The organism is Bradyrhizobium sp. USDA 4502, from assembly GCF_054063355.1.
Genome location: NZ_JBSSGF010000001.1, coordinates 7,288,402 through 7,310,747 on the forward strand (window position 1 = coordinate 7,288,402; position 22,346 = coordinate 7,310,747).

General features: G+C 64.4%; 16 protein-coding genes and 1 tRNA gene. 4 read left to right on the forward strand and 13 right to left on the reverse strand.

The annotated features are described in order from the left end of the window. Positions 1-79 precede the first annotated feature (79 nt). A complete protein-coding gene (locus ACVW1B_RS33965; protein WP_253605950.1) occupies positions 80-1,159 on the reverse strand; it encodes an LLM class flavin-dependent oxidoreductase in 1,080 nt (359 codons plus the stop codon). 130 nt (positions 1,160-1,289) lie between these two features. Here ACVW1B_RS33965 and ACVW1B_RS33970 point away from each other — a divergent pair. After that, positions 1,290-1,366 (forward strand) — tRNA-Arg (locus tag ACVW1B_RS33970). A 54-nt stretch (positions 1,367-1,420) separates the two neighbouring features. On the opposite strand, the gene ACVW1B_RS33975 is transcribed toward ACVW1B_RS33970, so the two are convergent. The 3 genes from ACVW1B_RS33975 to ACVW1B_RS33985 all read right to left on the reverse strand — a co-directional run bounded on the left by ACVW1B_RS33975 (position 1,421) and on the right by ACVW1B_RS33985 (position 8,888). Beyond that, a complete protein-coding gene (locus ACVW1B_RS33975; RefSeq protein WP_253605948.1) occupies positions 1,421-1,741 on the reverse strand; it encodes a hypothetical protein in 321 nt (106 codons plus the stop codon). A 71-nt stretch (positions 1,742-1,812) separates the two neighbouring features. Further along, entirely contained in the window at positions 1,813-6,636 is a 4,824-nt protein-coding gene (locus ACVW1B_RS33980; protein WP_456822758.1) for an NAD-glutamate dehydrogenase, read from the reverse strand. 320 nt (positions 6,637-6,956) lie between these two features. Next, a complete protein-coding gene (locus ACVW1B_RS33985; protein WP_253605944.1) occupies positions 6,957-8,888 on the reverse strand; it encodes a sigma-54-dependent Fis family transcriptional regulator in 1,932 nt (643 codons plus the stop codon). A 283-nt stretch (positions 8,889-9,171) separates the two neighbouring features. On the opposite strand from ACVW1B_RS33985, the gene ACVW1B_RS33990 reads away from it, so the two are divergent. Then, on the forward strand, positions 9,172-10,980 hold the full coding sequence (locus ACVW1B_RS33990; RefSeq protein ID WP_253605942.1) for an NAD(P)/FAD-dependent oxidoreductase: 1,809 nt from the start codon (positions 9,172-9,174) through the stop codon (positions 10,978-10,980). Positions 10,981-11,171: 191 nt separating this feature from the next. Here the strand turns inward: ACVW1B_RS33990 and ACVW1B_RS33995 are convergent, their stop codons facing one another. The 5 genes from ACVW1B_RS33995 to ACVW1B_RS34015 all read right to left on the reverse strand — a co-directional run bounded on the left by ACVW1B_RS33995 (position 11,172) and on the right by ACVW1B_RS34015 (position 15,310). Next, on the reverse strand, positions 11,172-11,591 hold the full coding sequence (locus ACVW1B_RS33995; RefSeq protein ID WP_057015376.1) for a CBS domain-containing protein: 420 nt from the start codon (positions 11,589-11,591) through the stop codon (positions 11,172-11,174). A 251-nt stretch (positions 11,592-11,842) separates the two neighbouring features. Continuing rightward, positions 11,843-12,313: an aminoacyl-tRNA deacylase gene (locus ACVW1B_RS34000; protein WP_176937234.1), complete on the reverse strand. Its 471-nt coding sequence runs from the start codon at positions 12,311-12,313 to the stop codon at positions 11,843-11,845. Positions 12,314-12,433: 120 nt separating this feature from the next. After that, positions 12,434-13,246 carry a pentapeptide repeat-containing protein gene (locus tag ACVW1B_RS34005; protein ID WP_168856595.1) on the reverse strand — a complete coding sequence of 271 codons (813 nt, stop codon included), beginning with the start codon at positions 13,244-13,246 and terminating at the stop codon, positions 12,434-12,436. 137 nt (positions 13,247-13,383) lie between these two features. Then, a complete protein-coding gene (locus ACVW1B_RS34010) occupies positions 13,384-14,622 on the reverse strand; it encodes a CaiB/BaiF CoA transferase family protein (protein ID WP_253605940.1) in 1,239 nt (412 codons plus the stop codon). Further along, on the reverse strand, positions 14,609-15,310 hold the full coding sequence (locus ACVW1B_RS34015; RefSeq protein ID WP_456822759.1) for a haloacid dehalogenase type II: 702 nt from the start codon (positions 15,308-15,310) through the stop codon (positions 14,609-14,611). The genes ACVW1B_RS34010 and ACVW1B_RS34015 overlap by 14 nt, the downstream gene beginning before the upstream one ends. Positions 15,311-15,404: 94 nt before the next feature. Here ACVW1B_RS34015 and ACVW1B_RS34020 point away from each other — a divergent pair, with 94 nt between their 5' ends. Next, complete coding sequence (locus ACVW1B_RS34020; RefSeq protein ID WP_253605936.1) at positions 15,405-16,307, forward strand: LysR family transcriptional regulator; 903 nt, start codon at positions 15,405-15,407, stop codon at positions 16,305-16,307. On the opposite strand, the gene ACVW1B_RS34025 is transcribed toward ACVW1B_RS34020, so the two are convergent. Continuing rightward, positions 16,304-17,713: an MFS transporter gene (locus ACVW1B_RS34025; RefSeq protein ID WP_253605934.1), complete on the reverse strand. Its 1,410-nt coding sequence runs from the start codon at positions 17,711-17,713 to the stop codon at positions 16,304-16,306. The two genes, ACVW1B_RS34020 and ACVW1B_RS34025, sit on opposite strands and share 4 nt — an antisense overlap. Positions 17,714-18,011: 298 nt before the next feature. Between ACVW1B_RS34025 and ACVW1B_RS34030 the strand changes: the two genes are divergently transcribed. Then, positions 18,012-19,163 carry a YXWGXW repeat-containing protein gene (locus ACVW1B_RS34030; protein WP_253605927.1) on the forward strand — a complete coding sequence of 384 codons (1,152 nt, stop codon included), beginning with the start codon at positions 18,012-18,014 and terminating at the stop codon, positions 19,161-19,163. Positions 19,164-19,278: 115 nt separating this feature from the next. Here the strand turns inward: ACVW1B_RS34030 and ACVW1B_RS34035 are convergent, their stop codons facing one another. From ACVW1B_RS34035 to ACVW1B_RS34045, 3 genes are read right to left on the reverse strand one after another with little or no spacing between them, the layout of a single operon-like run. After that, on the reverse strand, positions 19,279-20,541 hold the full coding sequence (locus ACVW1B_RS34035) for an adenosylmethionine--8-amino-7-oxononanoate transaminase (RefSeq protein WP_253605925.1): 1,263 nt from the start codon (positions 20,539-20,541) through the stop codon (positions 19,279-19,281). Then, positions 20,538-21,170 (reverse strand): dethiobiotin synthase, encoded by a 633-nt coding sequence (bioD, locus tag ACVW1B_RS34040; RefSeq protein ID WP_253605924.1) that lies wholly within the window; start codon positions 21,168-21,170, stop codon positions 20,538-20,540. The genes ACVW1B_RS34035 and bioD overlap by 4 nt, the downstream gene beginning before the upstream one ends. Continuing rightward, on the reverse strand, positions 21,167-22,321 hold the full coding sequence (locus ACVW1B_RS34045; RefSeq protein WP_253605923.1) for an 8-amino-7-oxononanoate synthase: 1,155 nt from the start codon (positions 22,319-22,321) through the stop codon (positions 21,167-21,169). The genes bioD and ACVW1B_RS34045 overlap by 4 nt, the downstream gene beginning before the upstream one ends. Between the last annotated feature and the right edge of the window lie 25 nt (positions 22,322-22,346).

A 22,346-nucleotide genomic window follows, 5' to 3' on the forward strand; every position in this document is an offset into this window, starting at 1 on the left:
TGCCGCGAGCTCGGCTGGATCATGGCGCGTCAGGCGCAGATTCACCCGTGAATTTTCGGAAAGCTTCCGCACCCGCGCCTCAGGCCACGAGCCGTCCATGATTGTTGGCGGCGAGGATCGGGCGGATCAGGCGGCCGAACCGCTCGGCCTCCTCGTCGTGCAGATAACCGGACAGGCAGAAGGAGTGGCAACCGGCATCGATGAACTGCTGCAAGGTCGCGGCGCATTGCGCGGGATCGCCGACCACCGCGATGCCGGCGCCGGGCCGCACCTTGGTGATGCCGGTCCACAGATGCGGCATCAGGAGATCGCCGTAGTCGCGCGCGAGCTGCTGCACGCGCTGGTTGGCCTCCGAGCGATTGTAAAGCGTCTTCATCTCCTGCTTCTGCCGCTCGGTGGCGTGGCGCACCAGCTGGTCGGCCGCCTCCCAGGCATCTGTCTCGTTCTCGCGGCAGATTACCTGCAGCCGCATGCCGAAGCCGATCGCATCCTCGCGGTCATGCGCCCGCGCCATCCGCCGAATCTCGGCGATATTCTCCGCGATGCGCTCCGGCAGGTCGCCCCAGAACAGATGGACGTCGGAATGCTTCGCCGACACCTCCCAGGCCTGCCGCGAGCCGCCGCCGAGATAGAATTTCGGAAACGGCTGCTGCAACGGACGCGGCCTGATATGCGCGCCGGAGATCGTGTGAAACCTGCCCTGGAAATGGACCGGGCCGCGCGTCGTCCACAGCGCCTTGAGGATCGAGACCTCCTCCTCCATCAGCGCGTAGCGCTCTTCTTTGGGCTGACGCACGCCCTCGGCCTCGACCTCGCTCTCGTTCTGGCCGGCGATCAGATTGATGCAGATCCGCCCGCCCGACATCTGGTCGAAGGTCGAGATCATCTTTGCCATCAGCACCGGGTTGATATAGCCGGGCCGCGCCGCAATCAGCGGCTTGATCCGGCTGGAGCGCGCCGCCATGAAGGCGCCCGTGATCCAGGCCTCCCAGCACACCGAGCCTACCGGGATCAGCAGATACTCGAAGCCGGCGTCCTCAGCGGCCGCGACCACGCGCTCGCAGAGTTCCGGCGAACCGGCGATCTGGGCCTCCATCAGCCCATAGGCCGTGGTGTCGCCATGCGTGGGCAGATACCAGCCGAATTCCAGCGGACGCATGGGCAAACTCCCTCGAAAGACGGCCTTTTTTCGCGGCCTGTCATATTGTCGGGAGGCAGTTTACAGCCCTTAACCAGTTGGACAACGCCGTTGCCGACGCGGAGCCAATCAGCTAAATGAACCCCTGCACGCACCCGTAGCTCAGCTGGATAGAGCGTTGCCCTCCGAAGGCAAAGGTCACACGTTCGAATCGTGTCGGGTGCGCCATTTCCGCTTCGTTCGCCGCCGTTCAATTGTAGCCTTTGCTGCGATTCCCCCAGCTTAGGGGATTCTTTCCACAACGTTGGGCCGGTTTTTCTCGAGCCAGGCGACGGCCTCGGATCCATCGACGACACACTCGAAGGTTTCCCAGGTTGGGTCCTCCAGAGATTCCAGTTGCAGTCGCTTCGCCGCATACTCAACGAGGTCGTGCAGACGTTCATATCCTTGTCTGCGCTCGAGGGAATCTGCAATCGCAGTGCTGGTCCATCCTCGTTGGGCCAAATCGATAATGCTCGGAGCGTCAGCCTCGCTGAACCACGGTGTGGCATCGAACTCGATGCAGCGAACATTGTCGGCGGTATGACAAGTGGCGTGGATCATTGGATTCCTCCGTTTGCCGGCTAACGACCTGCGCCAGCATCGCGCTTCTCACATCGCTGCCTCACACGCCGTCAGGCCTTGACCAAGTCCCCCAGCAGGTTCGCCGCCACCGTCAGCTTGGCGAGGGTCAGGCCGCTGGCAGCGATCTCCTCGACCGAGCGGCGGATACGCGTCGCCTCGGGGTGAGCCGCGAGCCAGGTCTCGACGGCCTGCTGGCCAGACTGGCCGGTTGCCAGCATATCGGCGGCCAGTCTCCTTTCGGCGCCGGCGATCTGCTCGACGGCGCGATCGATGGCCATGCGTTCGAAATAATCGTTGGCCGGCACACTGCGTGCGGCGGCGATGATGCGATCGAGACGGAAATTCGCCTCGGCAGCGTAGAAGGTTGCGGCGGCATCGCCGATGGGGCGCCCGGTGCGCTCGGCAACCGTCACGATGTCGGGAGCCGAGACCAAAGCGTCAAGATCGGCGAGCTCGCCGGCGAGGCCGGCCGGGACACCGGCGTCGGCGAGTTCCTGCCGCCGCTTGACGCGCGCGGCTTGCAAGTCCGGCGGCAAGGCAGTGTCGAGGCCGGCAACGATCTGGCGGATCGCCGGGCCGAAGCGCGCGACGACGGCCTCCAGCCCGTCCTTGAAATCGACATTGCGCACGTACCAGACCATGCGGGAGAGCAGGAGGTCCTGCACCGAAGCGTAGAGGGACAGCTGCAGCTGCCCGTCGATGCAGGCGTCGAGCGCGTCGATCGCGTCATTGAGCCACTTCAGGCCGAAGCATTCATCGACCGCCACATAGGCCATGACGATGGTCGGGATATCGGCGTCGGTCTCGTCGATCAGTCGCACGACGCAGGCCGGGCCGCCGCGATTGATCACCGCATTGGCGAGACTGGTCGCGATGATCTCCCGCCGCAGGCGATGCAATCCGGCCGCGGTCGGGAATTTGTCCTGAACCTCGCGCGGAAAATACTGGGATAGTTCGCGGGCAAGATAGGGGTCATCGGGCACGCTGGTGACGAGCAGGTCATCGTAGAGGGTCAGTTTGGCGTAGGCGAGCAGCACGGCAAGCTCGGGCCGCGCGAGGGACTGGCCGCGCCGTGTGCGCTCGGTAAGCGCTGCGTCGTCGGGCAAGAACTCAACAGCGCGGCTAAGCAAGCCGCGCTGTTCGAGCGATTGCATCAGACGGGTGAGAAAACCGGTCTCTGCCACACCCTTGCGCTCGGCCAGCGAGAGCGCCAGCGTCTGCAGATAGTTGTTGCGCAGCACCAGCACGCCGACCTCGTCGGTCATCGCGGCAAGCAGGCTGTTGCGGTCAGTGGGACTGAGGCGTCCCTCGCGTTCGGGACGCGCCAGCGCGATCTTGATGTTGACCTCGACGTCGGACGTGTTCACGCCGGCCGAATTGTCGATGGCGTCGGTGTTGAGCTTGACGCCCTTCTGCGCCGCTTCGATGCGGCCGCGCTGGGTAACGCCGAGGTTGGCCCCTTCGCCGATCACCCGGGCGCGCACGTCGCCACCCGCGATGCGGATCGGATCGTTGGCGCGGTCCCCGACCTGATCGTCGCTTTCCCCGGAGGAGCGGACATAGGTGCCGATGCCGCCAAACCACAGCAGGTCCGCGCGAGCCTTCAGGATCGCCGTCATCACCTCGAAAGGCGTGGCTTGCGGCTTGTCGAGATCGAGCAGCGTGCGCACCTCCGGCGCAAGCGGGATCGCCTTGAGCGAGCGCGAGAACACGCCGCCGCCCTGCGAGATCAGCGACTTGTTGTAGTCCTGCCAGCTCGATCGCGGCAGATCGAACAGGCGCTTGCGCTCGGCGAAGCTGGTCGATGGATCGGGCGAAGGATCGATGAAGATGTCGCGATGATCGAAAGCCGCCACAAGCCTTGTCGCCGGCGAGAGCAGCATGCCATTGCCGAAAACGTCGCCCGACATGTCGCCGACGCCGACCACGGTGAACGGCATGGTCTGAATGTCGGTGCCGAGCTCGCGGAAGTGGCGCTTGACCGCCGTCCAGGCGCCGCGCGCCGTGATCCCCATCTTCTTGTGATCGTAACCCTGGCTGCCGCCGGATGCGAAGGCATCGCCGAGCCAATGATTCTTCTCGGCCGAGATCGCGTTGGCGACGTCGGAGAAGGTGGCGGTGCCCTTGTCGGCGGCGACGACGAGGTAGGGGTCGTCGCCGTCGTGGCGCACGGTGGATTCAGGCGGCACGACGATGTCGCCGTCGAGATTGTCGGTGAGTTCGAGCAGCGAGCGAACGAAGATGCGATAGCTTTCGGTGCCCTCCGCGAGCCAGGCGTCGCGCTTGGAAGGCGACGGCAGGCGCTTGGGCACGAAGCCGCCCTTGGCTCCGACCGGCACGATCACGGCGTTCTTGACCTGCTGCGCTTTCACCAGGCCGAGGATCTCGGTGCGGAAATCCTGCGGCCGGTCGGACCAGCGCAAGCCACCGCGCGCAACCTTGCCGAAGCGCAGGTGGATACCTTCGACACGAGGGGAATAGACGAAGATCTCGTAGAGCGGTCGTGGAGCGGGCAAGTCGTCGATCCGGCGCGCCTCGAACTTGAAGGAGATCACCGGACGCGGGTGTCCATCCTCGCCGATCTGCCACAGATTGGTGCGAACGGTAGCCTGCACCAGATTGGTGAAGCGGCGCAGGATGCGGTCTTCATCGAGCGAGGCGACGGATTTGAGCTGTTCCTCGACCTCGGCAAGCAAAGCCGTCTCGCGCGCCGCGCGCTCGGCGTCCGTCAAGGCGAGGCGCGGATCGAGGCGGGTCTGGAACATCGCGACCAGGCTGGCCGTGATCGCGGCGTTCTTGCGCAAGGTCTCCCACATGTAATCCTGGGTGAACGGAGCGCGGATCTGGTGCAAATAACGCGACAGCGCCCGGATGGTCGAGACTTCCCGCCAACTTAGGGCGGTGCGCAGGATCAGGCCGTTATATCCGTCGGATTCGGCGCGATCGGTCACCACCGCCATGATCGAGGCTTCCAGGCGATGGCTGAATTCCGGGTTGATCTCGATGGGCTGGCCGTCACTGGTCTCGATCGTCATGTCGTGCAGCCATACCGGCGCAGCCCTGGTACCGGGCACGATCTGATAGGTGCGTTCGTTGACCACGCGCAGGCCGTGATTTTCGATCACCGGCACGCGGTAGGACAACGACAGCGGTACGGCGTCCGAAAACACCTTCAGGCCGAAGCGCCTCGGATCGTCGCCTTCGATGCGGTAAACCGAAATCGTCACCGGGCGGGCCGGCGTCAGCTTTTCGACGGTCGTGATATCGGCGATCGCCTGTTCCGCGCTGAACACCTCGGTATAGCCGCCGCTGAAGGCCTGGGCATATCGGTTGGTGAGCATGCGCGCCCGCATGCCATCGGTCGACGCGGTGAGCGCGGCCTTCAGCTTGTCGGCCCAGGTCGCGGCAATGGCGCTGATCCCGGCTTCGAGCAGGGCGCGGTCGACGACGGGCGTTTTGCCTTCATAGCGTCCGATGATGAAGTGGACGCGCGCAAGCGCCCCTTCAGGGAATGACACGTAGGAGGCGGACAGCTTCCCTTTGTAGGCCTGCGCCAAAAAGGTTCCGACGCGCGTGCGGACGTCGGTGTCGTATTTGTCGCGCGGAATGAAGGTGAGGATGGAGACAAAGCGATCGAACTTGTCGACCCGCGGCAGCGCCCGGACGCGCGGACGCTCGTAGAGGATCAGGATCTCGATGACGAAGTTGTAGAGCGTGTCGACGTCGATCTGGAACAGCTCGTCGCGCGGATAATCTTCGAGAATATGCATCAGCGCCTTGCCGGAATGGCCGTTCGGGTCGAAGCCCGCGCGCTGCAGCACCCGCGAAACCTTGTGGCGGACATAAGGGATCTGCCGTACCGAGCGAGTATAGGCGCCCGAGGTGAAAAGGCCGACGACGCGCAGCTCGCCTTCGAGCCGGCCGTCGGGCGAGTAGAGTTTGATGCCCACATAATCCATCCGGGTGCGGCGATGGACGCGGCTGGAGACATTGGCCTTGATGACGATCAGCAGGGTCGGCTCGTGCATGAACTCGCGGATTTCCGGTGTCATCACCACCATTTCGCTGCCGCGACGCAGGACCTTCACGTCCGGATCGCGCAGAATGCCGAGGCCTTCGCCGGTTGTAATGTCGTCCGACGCGTCGCTATCGGGCGAGAAGCGATATTTGCGCACGCCGAGGAAAGTGAAATTGTCCGCGCAGAGCCATTGCAGGAACTGATTGGCTTCGGCGAGTTCGTCGATCGGCAGCGGCGGCGGATTGGAAGAGAACGTCTTGATCGCTTCCTCGACACTGTCACGCATGACGCGCCAGTCGGCAACGCAGGCGCGGACATTGTTCAACGTCCTGGTCAGGCCGTCGATCAGCTTCTGGCGATCGGAATCCGCATCCAGGCGGGTGATGTGGAGATGAATCAGGCTTTCGCGGGCGCCCTTTGCTCCGTCCGGCAGTGCTTCCCCGTAGAATCGCAGCAGCTTGCCCCCATCGTCGCGCTCCACCGCGATGATCGGGTGAGCGACCAGGGTGACCTCGAGGCCCTGCTCGGCGAGCTCCGCCATGGTGGAATCGAACAGGAAAGGCATGTTGTCGTTGAGAATTTCGAGCACGGAAATCTCGCGCCCGTTCGGCAACGTCGGATTGACGACGCGGATATCGGCGCTGCCGGCCGTGCGCCGCTGCACGTGCTCCCAGGCTTGCTCCGCCAGTTGGGCAAGCGAGGCGGCATCGTAATTGGCGAGATCCTCGATATTGGTGTAGCCGAACAAGGGCTCGGCAAAGGCCCGGGGGCTCTTGCCCGCTGGCACGCTGCCCGCTGCATCGCGGATCAGGGCTGCCCGGGCCTTGTCGTCACGCCACGCCATAATGTCCTCCATTTGCCGTGCCGTCCGATCGCAGCCGCGACCATCCGCTTGATTCTGGAGTGCATCTCTTCGTGCGTCGCGATCGAATGCCACGCGAAATCCTAGCTTCGACGGCTGCCGACGACAATACTACGATCCCGCAGCGAACGGCGCACGCTGTCGTGAGGCGTGCTTAATTTCGCTTGCGACGGCGGCTGGGCCGAAGACGGCGGCCGAACGCCTGGGGCAGGAAAAATCACATGCAATTTCAATTATGTATGGGTTCGTGCCACCGTTCGGCAGGGATGTCGTATCTGACGGTGGCGGTCAGCGACGGCGGGCAGCGACTGCACTCAGGTCAGGTCTTTCGGCATCGTGATGCCGAAGCGGACAATCTGGCGATGGATGGTCGAACGATCGACGCCGCGTTCGCGTGCCACCTGCGAGACATTCCAGCGAGTGTTGCGCAACGCCGCAAGTAGCGCATCGGCTTGCCGCGACGTCGCCGCTCTGCCACGTGCCGGCTCCTGACCCAGGGGATGAGCGATCCGGTCCGGCAAATCGGCAAGATCGATCGTGCCGTCGTTCGACAGCGCGCAACCATGATCGAGCGCGTTGATCAGCTCGCGGATGTTGCCAGGCCATTGGTACTTGAGCAGCGCGCTGCGCGCGCTTGCCGTCAGCGCATAGTTGGCCTTGTGCTCCGTCGAAAGCCGATGCAGGGATTGATCGATCAGCCACTCGATATCGGTGCGCTGACGCAGCGGAGGCAGCGCAAGCACCGCGCCGTTGAGGCGGAAATAGAGATCCTCGCGGAACTGCCCCGCCTTCACCAGCGCGACGAGGTCGCGATGGGTGGCAGCGATGACGCGGACATTGAGCGGGACCGGCCGGGTGCGGCCGACCGGTGTCACCTCGCGCTCGGCGAGCACGCGCAACAGGCGCGTCTGCGACGAGATCGGCATGTCGCCGATCTCGTCAAGGAACAGGGTGCCGCCGTCGGCTTCGAGCACGAGACCCTTCTTGCCCTTGGCCGCCGCTCCGGTGAAGGCGCCCGCCTCGTGGCCGAACAGCTCGCTCTCGATCAGGCTTTCCGGCAGCGCGGCGCAGTTGACCGCGACGAACGGCCTGCCTGCCCGCGCACTGACCGAATGCAGCGCCTTCGTCAGGTGCTCCTTGCCGGTGCCGGTTTCGCCGGTGATGAGCAAGCCCATCTGGGTGTTGATGAGCTTGGCGGCGCGCGTCACCACGTAATGCATGGCGGGATCGCCGCGGAACAGGTTGCGTAACGGCGCCGGAAGCGCCGACTCGCTGCGGGAGGAGGCCGGTGCCGCCAGCTTGTTCGGGGGCGGCAAGGTCTGCGCGAACAGCGTCGCGCCGCTGTTGGCAAGCCGCAGCGTGCGTTGGCCGGTGGGCCGCGAGTGGGCGAAGCGCGGCAGATCGTCGATGGTGCATTCGAAGATGTCGGACACGCCGAAGCCGTCGGCCCGCAGGCGAAGGTCCGGACGCTTGGCCAGTTCGCGGGCGAGCAGCTGCCTTGCGCGGTTGTTGAAACCGATGATGTGGCCGCTGCTATCGACGGCCATCACATAATCCGGATCGACATCGGCGAATTCCGCGGAGCCGGACAGCTTGATGATCCATTCCTGCCGGAAACGGTTCAGCAGGTTCGCATTCTCGATCTTGTGGGCGAACGACTTGACCAGTTGCAGCGCCAGGAACTGGCTGGCCTTCGGTTCCGGCGAGCGCAGCGCGGAGATATCCAAGACCGCAGCGAGCTTGCCGCTGGGATCGAAGACCGGCGCGGCCGTGCAGGTCAGCGGAATATGGGTGGCGTCGAAATGGTCGGATTGATGCACCGTCAGGGCTTCTTCGGTCGCGATGCAGGTGCCGACCGCGCAAGTGCCGGCATGCGGCTCGTTCCAGTCGGCGCCGAGATAGAGGCCGGCCCTGCGAAGCGTGTTGTTGAATGTCGGATCCCCGATGAAATCCACCGTGATGCCCCTGGCATCGGTGAGCAGCAGCACGTAGCCGAGTCCGGCGATCTGACGATACAGCATCTCGACGCCGAAGCGCGCCGTGTGGAGGAACTCGTCCATGGCGTCGCGATGCTCGCGCAGCCGCCCGGATGTCACGATATGAGCGTCGCGCAGCACCAACGGATCGAGCTTGTGTTCGGAGACGCATCGTACCCACGACTGATGGATGATTGCGTCACGCGCGCTGGTCTGGCCGTCCGCAACGCGAACCAACTCGTCGATGTGCGCAGCCCGCTCCGTCGTCACGGCTGATGCTCCTGGATGTTTCCCCGCACGTTGTTGCTTCAAGTGTCACTCGGATTGTGCCGCCGATCAAGTTTGTTGCGTGCAACACCTGTTGCATGGCGCAACAAGTGAGGCAGCCTCGCCTTGGCTGTTAACGCGAGGAAATGCCGAGCGTTTTCGAGATTCGCCGCGGTGGCATGAGGCTTGCTGACATGGTGGTCGAGGCAAGATCCGACCTCGCTAACAAACGCGCCGGACCCACGACGCAAAGGCGATCGACGCCGGCATATGGGAGAATGAAACCATGCTCACGAAGGCCCCGGACGGAAAGATCACCGCGCTGCTCGACGAGTTCAACGTCGCATTGTCGTCGGGTGACATCGAACGCGCGATCGCGCTGTTCCAGACCAATTGCTACTGGCGCGATCTGGTCACCTTCACCTGGAACATCAAGACCATGGAAGGCAAGGATCAGATCCGCGACATGCTGAAGGCGCGGCTTGCGGACAGCAAACCGTCGGGATGGCGCATTGCCGATGGCGAAGTTGCGAGCGAAGCCGGCGGCATCATCGAGAGCTGGATCGAGTTCGAGACCGATGTCGCGCGCGGCTATGGTCACCTGCGCATGAAGGATGGACGCATCTGGACCTTGCTCACCACCATGGCCGAGCTCAAGGGACATGAGGAGAAGTCCGGCTTCACCCGTCCGCTCGGCGCCAAGCACGGCCATGGCAAGGACCGTAAGAGCTGGCGCGAGGAACGCGACCAGGAAATCACCGAACTGGGTCATGCAAAACAACCCTATGCGCTGATCATCGGCGGTGGGCAGGGCGGCATCGCGCTTGGCGCGCGGCTGCGGCAACTGAACGTGCCGACCATCATCATCGAGACGAACGAACGCGCCGGCGATTCCTGGCGCAAGCGATACAAGTCGCTCTGCCTGCACGATCCGGTCTGGTACGACCATCTGCCTTATATCGACTTCCCGAAGAACTGGCCGGTGTTCGCGCCGAAGGACAAGATCGGCGACTGGCTGGAGATGTACACGAAGGTGATGGAGCTCAACTACTGGAGCTCAACCACGGCGAAGTCGGCCAAGTATGACGAGAAGGCCGGGGAATGGACCGTCGTGGTCGAGCGCGACGGCAAGGAGATCACGCTCAAGCCGAAGCAGCTCGTGCTGGCGACCGGCATGTCGGGCAAGGCGAATTGGCCCACCTACAGGGGGCAGGACATCTTCAAGGGTGAGCAGCAGCATTCCTCGACCCACCCGGGGCCGGAGAAGTATCGCGGCAAGAAGGTGGTGGTGATCGGCTCCAACAACTCAGCCCACGACATTTGCGCGGCGCTGTGGGAAGGTGGTGCCGACGTCACCATGGTGCAGCGCTCATCCACGCATATCGTGAAGTCCGACACGCTGATGGATATCGGACTCGGCGCGCTCTATTCGGAGCAGGCGGTGGCGAGCGGAGTGACCACACGCAAGGCCGACCTGATCTTCGCCTCGCTACCCTACAAGATCATGCATGAATTCCAGATCCCGCTCTACGAGCAGATGCGCGAGCGCGACAAGGATTTCTACGCCGCGCTGGACAAAGTCGGCTTCATGCATGACTGGGGTGACGACGGCTCCGGCCTGTTCATGAAGTACCTGCGCCGCGGCTCGGGTTATTACATCGACGTCGGCGCCTGCGATCTCGTGATCGACGGTTCGATCAAGCTCAAGAGCGGCAAGGGCGCTGCGGTGCGGGAACTGACCGAAACCGGCGTCAGGTTCGTGGACGGCAGCGAACTCCCCGCCGATCTCGTCGTCTATGCCACCGGCTATGGCTCGATGAACGGTTGGGCCGCCGACCTGATCTCGAAGAACGTCGCCGACAAGGTCGGCAAGGTCTGGGGTCTTGGATCCGACACCACCAAGGACCCCGGCCCGTGGGAGGGCGAGCAGCGCAACATGTGGAAGCCGACCCAGCAGGAGGCACTTTGGTTCCACGGCGGCAATCTGCACCAGTCGCGGCATTACTCCCAGTATCTGGCGCTGCAACTGAAGGCGCGGATGGAAGGCATCCCAACCCCGGTCTACGGCTTGCAGAAGGTTCATCACCTCGGTTGATCGACCGGGCGCTAACGAGATGTCGGGCGGATCGTCGTGCGATCCGCCCCTCGACAGATCGGATGGAGATCGAACTGTGCCGATCGCCGTCCAGCTTCGGGCCGATGCCTGCGAGACAGCCGGCACCGGTTGCCTTCCCGGTTGACCACGATACTGGCCGGTCTGCCAGCTTCCCGCAGACCGGCCTCGCCTCAATGATGAGCCGACACGCTCTTCATGCATTGGGACAAGAGATCGGCACCGGCAAAGTGGCCTACATCGCCCAAGCTGATCATGCCAACCATCCGCTTGCTCTTGTTGATCACAGGCAGTCTGCGAATCTTCAGCGTTTCCATGTGATGTATAGCTTTCGTCAGATCGTCGTCTTCCCGGCAGCAGTGGATGCCTTCGGTCATCACATCCCGCGCTGTGGTGCGCGCAGAGTTGAAGTCCTTGCTCGCGAGACCTTTGCAGACGAGGTCGCGATCCGTCACCATCCCGATCAGACGATCGTCTTGCCCGATCGGAATGCAGCCGATGTCGTGCCCTTGCATCAATTTCGCGATTTCGGTGATTGGCGTGTCGGGGCTCACCCAATCGACGCCCTTGTGCATCACGTCCTTGACTTTCATGGAGGACCTCCCGTCCAAGGCAGCACCCCCTCGCTCGCAATTATACAACAGAGCTGGCGCGACTGCATGCGTGCTGCGCCTTAAGGCACGATGAAACCGGGTCGAAGCGTTATCGCGCTCGAGCCCCTTGCTTGAGCATGATCTCCGCGCAAGCGCGTTCCTCCCTTGTCTCGGGGAAGAGCCGCTTCGCACCCCTCCGGATCATGCTCCAGTCGGGGCGCACAGATAGATGGTCCCGCTGTCACGCCGCCTCAGTCATGCGCACTGAAGCTGCCATGCAGGGAACCGGCGGTCAGGCGTGCGAATTGCGCACGACCGAGATGAAGCAACGTCTCATGATCGCCGGCTTCGATATAGATCTCGGGCTGCATCCGGATGCTGTCATCAACGATAACGTCGAGCCCGTAGCAGCTACCGGCGGCGGGAACCGCCCCGTGCGCACAGTCCGTGAACAGCCGATCGATCTCGCCTTCAGCGGCCATGGCGATATCGTCACCGAATCTCGCCCTGAGATCCGCCAGCCTGAGGTGATGCGATGCCGGCAGCACGGCGAGCAGGTACCCGTCGTTGCGGCGCAGCACAATGGCCTTGGCCAAGCGATCGCCCGAGACGTGACAAGCCTGGGCGGTAAGGGCTGACGACATCGTCAGTACGTGCGGGATTTCGTCGTACTCGATGTTTTCTGCAGCGAGATAATTGTGCAGTTTGGGAGAAATGGTCATGGCGTCACCTCCGGTGCGACATGCAACCATCCACCGTGGTCCTGCCCGCCGCACGATGAGCGGCTGCGTGGTTCTCAAGACAGAACATAGGTCTTGTCGCAGGACACTGCAATTCGATCCCTAACGGGGGCGCCGCGCCAAGTTCAAGTTCCGGGCCTTGTCCAGATTGCGGGCCTCGGCCAGCGCCGCCGCGCTCGGCAACAGGGCCGACGCAAGGTCGGCCTCGGTGAAATCTGCGCCGGCGACATTGGCGTCGGATAGGTCGGCTCCCGCAAGGTCAGCTCTATGGAGGCTGCAGTTCGCCAAATTGGCATTCTGCAGTTGCGCAAATTCGAGATCGGCGCGCGAGAGATTGGCGCCGCTTAAATCCGCGTTCCGCAGATCGGCGGATTTGAGCACGCCACGCATCAGGCCCATCGATTGGTTGCGCATATCAGCGCTCAGATCGGCGCCCGCAAGCCTGGCCCCGATCAGGCTGGCACCGGAAAGATCGGCGGTTATCCGAGCGCCGCTCAAGTCGGCGCCGCCAAGCTTGGCGCGTTGCATCTGCGTGCCGAGCAGCGATGCCTTGACGAGGGACGCCCCCGTCAAGTCTGCGTCGATCAGCCAGGCCTGGTTCAAGATAGCCCGATCGAAGCGGGCGCCTTTCAGATTGGTCTGGTTGAGCTTTACGAGATGAAGGTTGCCGCCGGAGAAGTCGAGGCCCGAGAGATCGAGGTGCGACAGTCGCTTTCCATCCAAATCTGCAGTGCGTCCGTCCCCTTGAGGGATCGACTTGAGGAGCGCATCGACCTCGGCGCGCGTCATCTCCGACGCCGTCATTTCCGGACTGTTGAGGTCGACACTCCGCAGCATGTCCTGCGACACGGCGTCAGTCGAATCAACCAGCAGCGCCGCTATCGACACAAAGGCAAATGCGAGACGAAACGACATCGCCGTCTCTCCGCCGCTCAGAAACCCGGTATTGTCTCTTGTATTCTCCGGGTTGGCCGCGCCGTCAGGTTAGCTGGCCGGCTCCGGCCTATGCCAGAGTATGAAACCGGATATCGATCCTGGCAATGCCAGTGACCTCACATCGACGATCGCACGAGCGTCCGTCCAAAGTCGCCGAACGCGCCCTCGGCGGCGAATCTCTCCAGCCGATCGTCGCTCCAGCCGAGCCATTCCGCAAACACCTCGCGCGTGTGTTCGCCGAGCATTGGCGGCGGCGTGGACGGCGCCGGCGGTTCGTCGCCGAACCGCGTCGGCCTCGCGATGAACTTCACATCTCCCGCGGCCGGATGGCTGATGGTCTGGACCATTCCGCGCTGCGTGAGTTGAGGCGTTTCGCAGACCTCGCCGACCGACTTGATCGCGCCGCACGGAATGCCCGCCGCGCCGAGCGCCTGCAGCCAGTCGGCGCGACTTCGCCGGGCAAAGATCGGCGAAAGGATCGCGACGAGCTCATCGCGGCTCGCCGCACGCTTCGGAGCTGTTGCGAAGCGGCCGTCCTCGCGCAGCTCCGGCCGGCCGACGACGCCGCAAAACGCCGCCCAGAACTTGTCGTTCGCGACCCCGACATTGATCCAGCCGTCACTCGCCTCGAACGGTTCATACGGGCTGATGGTCGGATGGACATTGCCGCGGCGCTTCGGGCTTTGTCCCGAGGCGAAGTACATGCCGGCGTTGAACGTCAGCAGCGATGCCATGGCGTCGAGCATGGAGACGTCGACCCGGCCGCCCTCGCCGGTGCGGCTCTTGCGCATCAGGGCGGCCAGCACCGAATGCGACGCATAGAGGCCCGTGACTAGGTCGGCGATCGACGTGCCGACCTTGGTCGGCGGTCCGTCCGGATCGCCGGTGATGTCCATCACGCCGGATTCGCCTTGAAGGATCAGATCGTAGCCGGGCCGCGCGGCGTCGGCGCCGGTGCGACCGAATCCCGAGATGCTGCACAGGATGATGTCGGCCTTGCGGGCGCGCAGCGCGTCGAAGCCGAGCCCCCATTTGTCCAGGGTACCGGGGCGGAAGTTCTCGATGACGACATCGGCGACGGATGCAAGATCGAGCACCGCGTCGCGCCCGGCCGGCGACTTCAGATCGACGGCGCAACTTCGCTTGTTGCGGTTCACCGACAGAAAATACGCACTCTCGCCGCCGATGAACGGCGGCCCGTAGCGGCGGCTCTCGTCGCCCTGTCGCGGATCCTCGATCTTGACGATGTCGGCGCCGAGATCGCCGAGCTGCATCGTGGCAAACGGGCCAGAGACCACTCGGCAGAGGTCGAGGACCCTGATGCCCGACAGCGGCTCGCGATCAGACGATCGCATCGGCGAGGTCCTTCATCGACGGCACCAGGATATCAGGCTGATGCGGCGTGATGCCGAACGGGCGGCTGCGCCGATCGATGAAGGCCGTCCGCATGCCGGCGGACTTGGCGCCGATGCAGTCGAAGGCATGATTGGCCACGAACAGCACCTGCGCCGGCTTCACGCCCATGATCTCGGCCGCTTTGGTGTAGGTCGCGACATGCGGCTTGAACGAATTGGCTTCCGCCACCGAGATCACGCGATCGAACGGGACCTTGTGGTATTGCTTCGCCGTCTCGAGCATGTCCGGATCGCCGTTCGAGAGCACGACGAGCTTGTACTTGCGTTGCAGCCGCGCGAGCGCGTCCGGCACCTCCGGAAACGGCACCAGCTTCTCGATCTCGCCCACGAGGTAACGCACATCGTCCATCGTATAGTCGATCTTCGCTCGGTCCATGACGTGGGCAACCGCGCGGTGCCCGATCTCGCGATAGGGCGTGTGCTCGCGATGCAGCAGCGCATCGATCATCGAGTTCTCGAAATGCGTGCGACGCCACCACGTGACGAAGGAATCCGGATCGCCCTTCCAGCCCTTCTTCTCGAGGAACCGCGCCGCGATCCTGGTCAGGCCGCCCTGCATGTCGACGACCGTGCCGTACTGGTCGAACATGCAGATCTTCACGTCGCGCTTGATCGTCTCAAAGCTCATTGATGCCTCCTTGGTCCTGATCGATTGATACGCGCTGCACCATCATGGATGAAATGGATTTGTTATCTTTCGTCATTCACGATATGAATGATGGATGAACCTTCGATCCATCGACCTCAATCTGCTCGTCGCGCTGGACGCACTGCTGACCGAGCGTCACGTCACCAAGGCGGCGGATCGCGTCGGCCTCAGTCAACCGGCGATGAGCAATGCGCTCAACCGGTTGCGCGCGATGTTCAAGGACGAACTCCTGGTGCGGACCACGACCGGGATGAAGCCGACGCCCCGCGCCACCGAACTGGCGGAGCCGCTGCGCCAGGTCCTGCGCCAGGTCGAGCGCGTGATGGCGAGCGACGCCGGCTTCGATCCAGCCCGGACCGAACGCACCTTCACGATCAGGATGTCGGACATTCTCGCGTGCCTGCTGCTGCCGCGGCTCGCCGCAGCGCGGCCGCCGGAGGGCCGAATTTCCTACAACACGATCCATCTGCCACCCGCCCTGACGATCGATGCGCTGGAGCGGGACGAGATCGACGTCGCGGTGAGCATGGGGCTCGAGCATTCCGCATCGATCCGTTCCGAGACGCTGCTGCGCGACCGCATGGTCTGCCTGATGCGACGCGGACACCAGATCAAGCGCGCACGGCTGACCTTTGAGCGCTTCATCGCGCAGGAGCACATGAAGGTCTCGATGAGCCCGACCGATCTTCGCTTCGTCGACGACGTGCTCGCCGAACGCGGCCATCGAAGACGCATTGCCCTGAACGTGCCGCATTGGCTGGTCGTGCCTCACGTCTTGAAGAAGACCGATCTGCTCGCGGTGATGCCGAGGCACCTCGCGACCGTGCTGATGGACGACGATCTGAGGATGGAGGAACTGCCGTTCGAGTCCGCGCCGTTCGACTGGATGTTGTACTGGCACCGCAGATACGATCAGAGCAACGCCAACGGCTGGCTCCGCGACCGGATCAGGGCGGCGTGCTCCGACCTGAACTAGGCGCCGAGGTCCGCCGGCCTCCGCGCCATGGGCGATTGACGTGCTGCCTCGGCGTCCGTGACGGCCGATGCGTCCTCTAAAGAACGCCCCTTGGTCTCGAAACCGAACACGAGGAAGACCACGGCCTGGAAGACGAGGATGCCGGCCAAGGTCGTCAGCACGCCGGTCAGCCCCTGCCAGGCGAAGATCGCAACCACGACGTATTGAACCAGCGCGGTCGCGATGCGTCCGGACGTGGCGCAGATCGCCGTGCCGCGAAGCCGATACCGCGTCGGAAACAGTTCGGGGACGTGCATCGCGAACCCGGTCGCCAGCATGACGTAGATTGCGGTGATCAGCAGGAAGCCCACGGCCGCGAGCGCAACACCATCAGGCATGTATGGATAGGCGATACCGAGCGCCGCTGCCGCAATCGACGAACAGACGATCGACAGCCTGCGTCCGAGCCGGTCCGCCAGCACGAGCCCGATCAGCGAGCCGACCGGGCCGCCCAGCGCCATCACCGTGGTATAACCCAGCGAGGAAACCACGCTGTGGCCGCCCTTGACCATGAAGGTCGGCAGCCAGCCGATGAACCCGTAGAGGCTGAAGCCGACGACGATGTGCAACAGGCTGCCGAGCAGCGTGCGCGCGAGATACGGCGGCTGGAACAGACGCCAGACGGCGCCGGGAGACTCCTGCGCCGGCGCGCGGGCAGCGACGGCAGGCAGTGTCGCCTTGCGCGCGGCCTCGGCTTCGATCGCCGACAGGATCTTCTCGGCTTCATCGGCGCGTCCGTTGGCGGCGAGCCAGCGCGGCGATTCCGGCATCGACTTGCGCAGAATCCAGACGACCATCGCAAGGCAACCGACAAGGCCGAACATGTAGCGCCATCCAAGCGTCGGGATCAGCCACAGGCCGACCATCGACGAGACGAACAGCGAGAAATTGGTGATCACGGCCAGCAGCCCGATCCAGCGCCCACGCGAGGAAGCCGGCACGAATTCCGTCAACGTCGCGTAGCCGACCACGATCTCTGCGCCGAGGCCAATGCCGATGATGAAACGCAGGCCGATCAGGACGATCATGTTCGGCGCGAAGGCCGCGGCGATCGAGGCGAGGCCAAAGATCGCGAGGTTCATCTGATAGGAGAAGCGGCGGCCGAACCGATCGCCGAGGATGCCGGAGCACCACGCGCCGATCGTCATCCCGACGAAGGTCGCGGAGACGAATGCGGCGTTGAGCTCGAGCGTCGACCAGCCTTCCTTGAGCACGGCGCCCAGCACGCCGCCGGCCAGATAAATATCGAACGCGTCGAGGAACATGCCGGCGCCGATCAGGGCCAGGATGCGCCAGTGGAATCCGCAGATCGGCAGCCTGTCGAGGCGCGCACCCGCGTTGATGTCGATGTCGGCGGATCGCGCCATGCCAAACCTCCCTGCCCGGCCTTTGGCAGCCGGATGCTCCAGGCACCGATTGATGACGCGCAGGGGGTCGTCGTCCAATTCAAATCGAAAATTCGACTATTTGGCGCAGTGATGAAGCTGACGCGACCGCACCGTCGCGTTCCATCCTGACACCGAGCTGACTTGCATTCGCCGTCGTTAACGATCCCGCCGTCGCGCGATCTCGAAATCACGGTGTCAGCACAAACATTCACAACGGGTTCATGTCGCCGCCACTATTCGACTCCAACGCTGGGGGAAGAAGATTGGAGTATGTGCCATGCGCCGCATCGCCGGACTGCCTTTCGCCTTGGCTCTCAGCCTCTGCTGTCTCTCACCGCTCGCGCCAGCACGCGGGCAGCTTGCCATCGGCATCACCGTCAATGCGGCGCCGCCGCCATTGCCGGTCTATGTCCAGCCGCCGATCCCCGCGCCCGGCTACATCTGGACTCCGGGCTATTGGGCATGGAACGACGACACCGGTTACTACTGGGTGCCCGGCACATGGGTGCTTCCGCCAGCGCCCGAATTGCTGTGGACTCCCGGCTATTGGGGCTGGAGCGACGGCGCCTACGGCTTCCACGCCGGATATTGGGGCGCGACGGTCGGCTTCTACGGCGGCATCTCTTATGGCTTCGGCTACACCGGCGTCGGCTATGAGGGCGGCTACTGGCGCGGCGGCAGCTTCTTCTACAACAGTTCCGTCAACAACATCTCGAACGTCTCGGTCACCAACGTCTACAACAAGACCGTCGTCAACAACACGACCAACGTCAGCTACAACGGCGGCACCGGCGGCACTACGGTGAAGCCGACGCCACAGCAGCTCGCGGCCCAGAGCGCGCACCACGTGGCCGCGACCGGCGAGCAGACGCGACACGCGGAAGCGGCGATGAAGAATCCGGCGCTGACGCTCGCCAACAACCATGGTCATCCGGCGGTCGCCGCGACCGCGCACGCAGCACGGTTCAGCGGCGCCGGCGTGGTGGCCGCGCGCCCGGGCAAGCCGATCGCGGCGCCGCCGCCCCGACATGCGCAACCCACGGCCGCACACGCCTTGCCAACGGGACATGCACTCCCGACGGGGAATGCTCCGCCGCCAGGACACGCCCTGCCGACAGCAAGCGCTTCGCCGGCCGGACACGCTCTACCGACGGGGAACGCTTTGCCGCCGGGACACGCCTTGCCGACTGCGCATGCTCTCCCCGGCACCAGCGCACATCCCGCACCCGCGCCGCACGTCGCTCCGCCGGCGTCAAGACCGCAGCTCGTGCAGCATGCACCGCCGCAGCCACGCGCGGTCGCGCATCCACCGGCACCGCGCGTCGCGCAAGCGGTTGTGCATCGGCCCGCGCCGCCGCATGTGTCACGACCGGCGCCACGGCCGCATCCTGCTACGAGGCCGCATCCGGCGCCACGCCAGCACTCATGATCGGGCTCATCGGCGTGCCTGCAAGGGCACGCCGATTTCGTATGAGCCCCCATCGCGGGCACCACGGCCCGCGATGCAATGATCAATCCCTGACTTTTGGGCGCGACGCGCGTCGTCAAGCCAGCGCGTCAGCCGCGCACCTGATCCCGTCGTAGATCTCCTCGAGATCCGCCTCCGTGACGCAGTAGGGCGGCATGACGTAGATCGTGTTGCCGAGCGGCCGCAGCAGCAGGTTGCGGCGTTCGAAGAAGGCCTGAAGCTTTGGGCCGATGCCGGCGAGATAGCCTGCATCGCTTGTTTTCAGATCAAGTGCGGTGATGGTCCCGGTGCGGCGGACGTTCTCGAAGCGCGCGTCGGCACGGAACGCGGCGAGCAGACGCTCCTGCATCGCAGCCACCGCGGAGACGCGCGCGCCTGCACCGTGTTGCCAGAGCTCGAGGTTTGCTTTTGCAGCAGCGCAGGCGACCGGGTTTGCCGTGTAGGAGCTGGAATGGAAGAAGGTGCGCGAACGATCACTGGAATAATGTGCGTCGTAGATCTCGGCCCGGCAGAGCGTCACCGCGAGCGGCAGCGAACCGCCGGTGAGGCCCTTCGAATAGCAGGCGATATCGGGCCTAACGTCCGCCTGCTCGCAGGCGAACAAGGTGCCGGTGCGGCCCCAGCCGGTCATCACCTCGTCGGCGATGAACAACACGCCAGCGGCTGCGCAGATGCGTTTCATTTCCTTCAGCACCCAGGGCGGATACATCAGCATCCCGCCCGCACCCAGGATTAGCGGTTCGACAATGAACACTGCCGCGGATTCCTTCCTGCACGCGGCTTCGAGCGCGTCGAGCGTCGTCTGTTCATAGCCAGGCGCCGGAAACGGGATCGACGCGACGTCGAACAGCAGCGGCTCGTAAGCCCTGTTGAAGACGCCGCGCGCGCCGACCGACATCGTCCCGACCGTGTCGCCATGGTAGGAATTTTCCATCACGATGATCTGCGTGCGCGTCGCGCCGATATTGTGCCAGTAGCCGAGCGCCATCTTCAGCGCCACCTCGACGCTGGTCGAGCCAGAGTCGGAGAAGAACACGTAATCGAGCCCGTCGGGCGCCAGCTTCAACAGCTGCGCGGCGACCTGCTCGGCCGGATCGTGGGTATGGCCCGCGAAGATGATCTGGTTGAGCTGCTCCGCCTGGTCCTGGATCGCGCGCACGATGTGCGGATGGCAATGGCCGTGGGTCACGACCCACCAGGATGCGATCGCATCGATGATGCGGCGATCATCCGCGGTGTAGAGATAGGCGCCCTCCCCACGCACGATCCTCGTCATCTCGCCGTGCAGCGCGTGCTGGGTGAACGGGTGCCAGATCGGCGACTTCCGAGCGGATGTCATGGATTGAAATCTTCCCGCCGGAACGACGCCTTGAACGCTGCCTTCAGCGTGTCTGCCGCAAGCGGAGCAAGCCAGGGCAACCGGCCCAGCCGGCGCACCTGCCCGATCTCGCAGATCGCGCGCTCGCTCTCGGGATTGCTCTCGCCGATGAATGCGATCCCGTGAATGTCGATCCCGCGCGTGCGCAGCGCCTCGACCGACAACAGCGAGTGATTGATGGTGCCGAGCGCGGTGCGGGCGCACAGCACGACCGGAAGGCGCCATCGCGCGAAGATATCGATATAGAGCGTGTTGCCGTCGAGCGGCACCATCAGCCCGCCGGCGCCCTCGATCACCAGCGGACGGTCCCCGGCATCGGGCACGCCGAGCGCGGCAGCGTCGATGCGCACGCCGTCGAGTGCGGCAGACTGATGCGGCGAAGCCGGCGTTCGAAGCCGGTAACGCTCCTGCACGATGCGATCCGCCGGGAGCCCGCCAAGCCGTGCGACCAGTTGCGCATCGGTTTCCTCCTCGAGGCCGGCCTGAACCGGCTTCCAGTAGCGCGCGCCGAGGAAGCCGGCGAGGCCCGCGGAGAACACCGTCTTCCCGATCCCGGTATCGGTGCCGGTGATCACGATCCGGCTCGTCATCGCGACCAGCCTTTGGTCTCGTCGACCAGCGCGTCGAGCAGCGCGCGCACGTCGTCCTCGTCGACATTAAGGGTCAGCGCAATCCGCAACCGGGCAGAGCCTGCCGGCACGGTCGGCGGCCTGATGCCTCTGATATCGAAGCCGCGCGCCTGCAGCGCAGACGCCAGCTGCATCGCACGCGCATTGTCGCCGACGATATAGGGCACGATCTGCGAGCGCGACGGGCTGCGCCAACCGCGCAGGTCGAGCTCGCGATGCGTGAACGCGACCAGTTTTGCCAGGCGCTGCTGATGCACGGGCTCCTGCTGCAGGATCAGCACCGCCTCGCGCACGGCGACGGCCACAAGTGGCGACGGTGCAGTGGCGAAGATGAACGGGCGGCAGCGATTGACCATGAAGTCGCGCAGCACGGTCGAAGCCGTGACCAGCGCGCCGGCGGCGCCCAGCGCCTTGCCGCAGGTATGAACGATCACGAGGTTCTCGCGCCCCTCATAGGACGCCGTCAGCCCACGCCCCTGCTCGCCATAGACGCCGGTGCCATGCGCCTCGTCCACCATCAGGAACGCGTCGTGCCGGTCCGCGATGGCGACGAGGTCGTCGAGCGGCGCGACGTCGCCGTCCATGCTGTAGACGCTTTCGACCACGATCCAGACCCGGCCCGTGCCACCCTCGGCGCGCCAGCCGCGAATGGTGGCTTCGACCGACCCGGGATCATTGTGCGCGCTGATCCGGAATTCGGCCCGGCCGGCGCGCGCGCCTTCATGGATGCTGGCGTGCACGAGAGAATCGAGCACCAGGAGGTCGCCGCGCTGCGGCAGCGTCGTCAGCACGGCGAAATTGGCGACATAGCCGCCACCGAAGAACAGCGCCGTCTCGGCTCCAAAGAACGCGGCGGCTTCGGCCTCTAGCCGTTCGTGCTCCTCGCAATTGCCGCGCAGCAGCCGCGACCCACCGGCGCCGATCGGTGTGCCGGCCTCGAGCGCGGCCGAGACCGCATTCTTGATGCGCGGCGCGTTCGCGAGCGCCAGATAGTCGTTCGAGACGAAATCGATGCCCGCGCGCGGCTTAAGACCGCGCAGCCGATCGTCCTTGCTCAGGGCGTGCAAGGCCGCGGCGTAATCAGCGACCTTGGCCGCATGGATTGCGCTCATGCTTCTCTCTCAGATTTGTAGTTGG